We start from the raw sequence: 6,018 nt of genomic DNA, 5'->3' as shown, positions 1-6,018 counted from the left end.
AGATGACGCATAGTTAGTCATCGATATCAACGTAAGCAGTGTTGATATATCTGTCGGGATGACGGATAAGCAAAGGGAGAATTGCAATGGCTCTTTATGATCCAAGTCTTGAGAAAGACAACTGTGGATTTGGCTTGATCGCGCATATGGAAGGCGAACAAAGCCACAAGCTGGTACGTACAGCAATTTCTGCACTTGACCGCATGACTCACCGTGGTGGTATCGCCGCCGATGGTAAAACTGGTGATGGTTGTGGTCTTCTATTACAAAAGCCCGATTCCTATTTACGTCTTATTGCCGAAGAAAATGGTTTCAACCTTGGCAAGCAATACGCCGTAGGGATGATTTTCTTCAACCAAGATCCAGTCAAAGCTCAACTCGCTAAAGACATCGTCAACAAAGAACTGGCGCAAGAGACGCTAACTGTGGCTGGTTGGCGTGAAGTACCAACTAATTCAGAAGTACTCGGTCCAATTGCGGCCAACTCGCTTCCAAATATTCAGCAAGTCTTTATCTCTGCACCGGCAGGTTGGCGCGAACGTGACATTGAACGTCGTCTCTACATCGCACGCCGTCGCATCGAGAAACAAATCACCGAAGATCCGGATTTCTACATCTGTAGCTTGTCGACTCAAGTTTTGGTGTACAAAGGCCTATGCATGCCTGCGGACTTACCGCGCTTTTATCTTGATCTTGCCGATCTACGTATGGAATCTGCTATCTGTCTGTTCCACCAGCGTTTTTCTACCAACACTCAACCGCGTTGGCCATTAGCTCAACCGTTCCGCTACCTTGCTCATAATGGTGAGATCAATACCATTGAAGGTAACCGACAATGGGCACGCGCTCGTGCTTATAAGTTCTCGTCACCACTGCTGCCTGACCTACAAACTGCAGCACCGTTTGTGAACGAGACAGGCTCAGACTCGTCTAGCCTAGATAATATGCTAGATCTCTTTTTAGCTGGCGGCATGGATATCTTCCGTGCCATGCGTATGCTTGTGCCGCCAGCATGGCAAAACCACCCTGACATGGATCCGGATTTGCGTGCGTTTTACGATTTCAACTCCAAACACATGGAACCATGGGATGGCCCAGCAGGTATCGTACTGTCCGATGGTCGTTATGCTGCTTGTAACCTAGACCGAAACGGTCTACGTCCTGCGCGTTATGTAATTACCAAAGACAAGTTGATCACTCTGGCATCTGAGGTAGGGATTTGGAATTACGCCCCAGATGAAGTTGCCAAAAAAGGTCGTGTAGGTCCGGGGGAATTACTCGTCATCGACACTCGTAAAGGTAAGCTTTGGCAGTCTAGCGAGATCGATAATGACCTGAAATCTCGTCACCCTTATCGCGAATGGATGGAGAACAACGTTCGCAAACTAACACCGTTCTCTCAGCTGCCTGAAGATCAAGTAGGTGAGCGCAGCTTTGATGAAGACTTGCTTAAGACTTATCAAAAGCAGTTTGCCATGAGCAATGAAGAAGTCGATCAAGTATTGCGTGTCCTCGGTGATATGGGGCAAGAAGCCGTCGGTTCGATGGGTGATGACACCCCGATGGCGGTTCTTTCTTCGAAAGAGCGCTTGGTGACTGATTACTTCCGTCAGAAGTTCGCGCAGGTCACCAACCCACCAATCGATCCGCTGCGTGAGAAACACGTCATGTCGCTGGCGACCAGCATCGGCCAGGAGATGAACGTCTTCTGTGAAACCGATGGCCACGCGCATCGTGTAACCTTTGATTCTCCAGTACTGCTCTATTCAGACATGCAGCAACTACTAGAGCTGAGTGACGATCATTACCGTAATACCATTCTCGATATCAACTACGACCCACAACAGAAAGATCTCAAACAAGCCATTGATGATCTGTGTGAGCAAGCAGAACAAGTGGTGCGTGAAGGCACGGTTCTAGTCGTGCTTTCAGATCGCGCTTTAGTCAAAGGCAAGCTGCCAATTCCTGCAGCAATGGCGGTCGGTGCGGTTCAAACTCGTCTGATTGACGCGAACTTACGTTGCGATGCCAACATTGTTGTTGAGACCGCAACAGCTCGTGACCCACACCAATTTGCTGTCTTGCTTGGCTTTGGTGCTACTGCGGTTTACCCATACCTTGCTTATGAAGCGTTAGGTAAACTGATTGATGATAAAGCACTAGAGAAAGACTACCGCGATGTGATGCAAAACTACCAATACGGCATCAACAAAGGCCTGTACAAGATCATGTCGAAAATGGGGATCTCAACCATCGCCTCTTACCGCTGCTCACAACTGTTTGAAGCAGTTGGCTTGAGCCAAGATGTGGTCGATCTGTGTTTTAAAGGCGTCACAACTCGAATTGAAGGCGCGAATTTTGACGACTTCCAGCAAGATCTTACAAACTTATCTCGTAAAGCATGGGCGAAACGCAAATCGATTGATCATGGCGGCTTGTTAAAGTACGTCCATGGAGGTGAGTATCATGCGTACAACCCGGATGTTGTCGGCACGCTGCAACAGGCCGTTAAATCTGGCGAAAGTAACGACTATCAGAGCTTTGCTAAGCAGGTAAATCAACGCCCTGTTGCCATGCTGCGTGACTTAATGTCGCTGAAAAAATCAGACTCACCGCTGCCACTTGAGCAAATAGAACCACGCACTGAACTGTTCAAACGCTTTGACTCTGCGGCAATGTCCATTGGCGCACTTAGCCCAGAAGCGCATGAAGCACTTGCAACGGCGATGAACCGTCTTGGTGGTTACTCTAACTCGGGTGAAGGCGGTGAAGATCCTCGCCGCTTCGGTACTGAGCGTAACTCACGTATCAAACAGATTGCTTCTGGCCGATTTGGTGTAACGCCTCATTACCTGACTAATGCGGATGTACTGCAAATCAAGGTGGCACAAGGTGCGAAACCGGGTGAAGGTGGACAGCTACCAGGACACAAAGTCACCGCAGAAATCGCAAAACTGCGTTATTCGGTACAAGGCGTGACTCTGATCTCCCCTCCTCCGCACCACGATATCTATTCGATTGAAGATTTGGCCCAGCTGATCTTCGACCTTAAACAAGTCAACCCAAATGCGCTGGTTTCGGTAAAACTCGTCTCCGAGCCAGGTGTCGGCACCATCGCAACGGGCGTAGCCAAGGCTTACGCTGATCTTATTACCATTTCGGGTTACGACGGTGGTACCGCAGCAAGCCCATTAACTTCGGTAAAATACGCTGGTAGCCCTTGGGAGTTGGGGTTGGCAGAGACACAACAAGCTCTGGTTGCTAATGGTCTGCGTCATAAGATCCGCCTACAGGTAGACGGTGGTCTAAAGACTGGTTTAGACGTAGTTAAAGCCGCAATTTTAGGTGCAGAAAGCTTCGGTTTTGGTACTGCGCCAATGGTCGCTATGGGTTGTAAGTTCCTACGAATTTGTCACCTCAACAACTGTGCAACTGGGGTTGCGACTCAAGACGAGACACTGCGTAAAGAATACTTCAAAGGTCTACCAGAAATGGTGATGAATTACTTCATCGGCCTGGCAGACGAAGTGCGCGGATTACTCGCCGAACTTGGCGTTGAAAAGCTGACGGACTTGATTGGTCGTACCGATTTACTTGAGGCAGTAGAGGGATTTACAGCGAAACAGACCAAGCTGGATCTATCCAATATTCTAGAAGCTCCAGTATCACCTGAGGGCCATCCGCTATTTTGGACAGAGCCAAACAAACCGTTTGATAAAGCTGAGCTCAACCAAAAGATCGTTGATGATGCCATGCATGCGGTCGAAAACAGTCAATCGGCAAGTTTCTTCTACAATGTCATCAACACTGATCGTTCTGTTGGTGCACGCTTATCTGGCGAAATAGCAAAACGCTATGGCAACCAAGGGTTGGCGGCTTCCCCTATCAAAATCTATCTTGACGGCACCGCAGGCCAGTCCTTTGGTGTTTGGAACGCAGGTGGTGTAGAGCTTTACCTCACGGGCGATGCGAACGACTACGTGGGCAAAGGCATGGCGGGTGGTAAAGTGGTTATCAAACCTCACCTTGGCACTGCATTTAAGTGTAATGAAGCAACCATCATTGGTAACACCTGTCTGTACGGCGCGACCGGCGGTAAACTATTTGCAGCCGGTAAAGCAGGTGAGCGTTTCGGCGTACGAAACTCAGGTACGATAGCCGTCATTGAAGGTGCTGGCGATAACGCTTGTGAGTACATGACTGGCGGTATTGTTGCCATTCTTGGTGCGACAGGTGTGAACTTTGGCGCGGGTATGACTGGAGGCTTTGCCTATGTTCTGGATGAGAACCAAAGCTTTGAAGGTCGAGTTAATACTGAGTCTGTCGAAGCCATCTCATTGTCCGATCTTTACATCCACCAAGAACATTTGCGTGGCCTAATTGCGGAACACCTTGAAGAAACAGGGTCGAGTCATGCTGAAAATATTTTGGCGAACTTTGATGAATGGATTCCAAAGTTCTATTTGGTGAAACCACAAGCGGCAGATCTTCGCACGCTACTTGGTCACCAGAGCCGCAGTGCCGCAGAGCTGCGTGTTCAAGCACAGTAATCATGGAGGATGTTTGAATCATGAGCCAGAACGTTTATCAATTTATCGATGTGCAGCGTGTAGATCCTGCGAAAAAGCCTATCAAAGTTCGTAAGATCGAGTTCGTTGAAATCTATGAACCGTTCACTAAACAACAGGCGACTGCACAAGCGGATCGCTGCTTAGATTGTGGCAACCCATATTGTGAATGGAAATGCCCAGTCCACAACTACATCCCTCAATGGTTAAAACTTGCCAATGAAGGTCGTATTCTTGAAGCGGTTGAACTATCGCATCAAACCAATAGCCTACCGGAAGTATGTGGGCGCGTTTGTCCTCAAGACCGCCTATGTGAAGGTTCATGCACGCTTAATGATGACTTTGGTGCCGTCACCATCGGTAACATAGAAAAGTACATTACCGACAAAGCGTTTGAAATGGGCTGGAAGCCAGATATGTCCAAGGTGGAGTGGACCGATAAAAAGGTTGCAATCATTGGAGCTGGCCCAGCTGGCTTGGCTGCCGCGGATATCCTAGTGCGCAATGGCGTTAAGCCAGTCGTGTTTGACCGCTACCCTGAAATTGGAGGCCTTCTGACCTTCGGTATTCCTTCCTTCAAGCTTGAAAAAGGCGTGATGGAAAACCGCCGCCGTGTGTTCACTGAAATGGGCGTCGAGTTCCGCATGAACATGGAAGTAGGCAAAGATGTCCAAATGCAAGAGCTGCTTGATGAATACGATGCTGTTTTCTTGGGCGTTGGCACCTATAAATACATGCGTGCAGGTCTAGATAATGAAGATGCGCCGGGTGTGTATGACGCGCTGCCATTTTTAGTTTCGAACACCTACAAAGTCATGGATCTTGAGAGTAACCAACCCTTTATCGATATGGCAGGAAAGAAAGTCGTCGTACTGGGTGGTGGTGATACAGCAATGGACTGCGTTCGTACCTCAATTCGCCAAGGTGCCTCCAACGTAGTTTGTGCTTATCGTCGTGATGAGGCCAACATGCCAGGCTCTCGTCGCGAGGTAAAAAACGCAAAGGAAGAAGGCGTGAAGTTCATGTTCAACCTTCAGCCTTTGGGAGTGGAAGTGGATGCGTCAGGCAAAGTCTCGGGGGTCAAAGTGGTGAAAACCGCACTTGGTGAACCTGATGAAGCAGGTCGCCGACGTCCAGAGCCCGTTGAAGGCAGCGAGCACGTTCTACCAGCAGACGTTGTTATCATGGCGTTTGGTTTCCAGCCGCACAAAATGGACTGGTTAGCACCGTTTGATGTCGATTTGGATCAATGGGGTCGTATCAAAGCCCCAGCGAAGCAAGAGTTCCAGTTCCAGACCAGCAATGAAAAGATCTTCGCGGGTGGTGATGCGGTACGAGGTTCTGATCTTGTCGTAACCGCAATTGATGAAGGACGAAAAGCGGCAGAAGGCATTCTCGATTACCTCGAAGTTTAATCTCAGTTAACCTCACAAAAAGGGTCCTATTATTG

The 6,018-nt window shown here is 48.8% G+C and carries 2 protein-coding genes; both read left to right on the top strand.

The features are described 5' to 3' along the window. Positions 1 to 86 precede the first annotated feature (86 nt). Positions 87 to 4,550: a glutamate synthase large subunit gene (gltB, locus tag CAG68_RS04420; protein WP_064376565.1), complete on the top strand. Its 4,464-nt coding sequence runs from the start codon at positions 87 to 89 to the stop codon at positions 4,548 to 4,550. 20 nt (positions 4,551 to 4,570) lie between these two features. Then, a complete protein-coding gene (locus tag CAG68_RS04415; RefSeq protein WP_005381833.1) occupies positions 4,571 to 5,983 on the top strand; it encodes an FAD-dependent oxidoreductase in 1,413 nt (470 codons plus the stop codon). Positions 5,984 to 6,018 lie beyond the last annotated feature (35 nt).

It is taken from the genome of Vibrio sp. V42_P2S4T144 (assembly GCF_009904715.1).
GTDB classification, from domain to species: Bacteria; Pseudomonadota; Gammaproteobacteria; order Enterobacterales; family Vibrionaceae; genus Vibrio; species Vibrio alginolyticus.
Note: the sequence above shows the minus strand (reverse complement) of the source record. Positions and strands in the feature narration are given on the sequence as shown.

Excerpts from the sequence above, each read along its gene's own strand:
- gltB (WP_064376565.1), top strand. The coding sequence starts at position 87 with ATGGCTCTTTATGATCCAAGTCTTGAGAAAGACAACTGTGGATTTGGC.
- CAG68_RS04415 (WP_005381833.1), top strand. The coding sequence starts at position 4,571 with ATGAGCCAGAACGTTTATCAATTTATCGATGTGCAGCGTGTAGATCCT.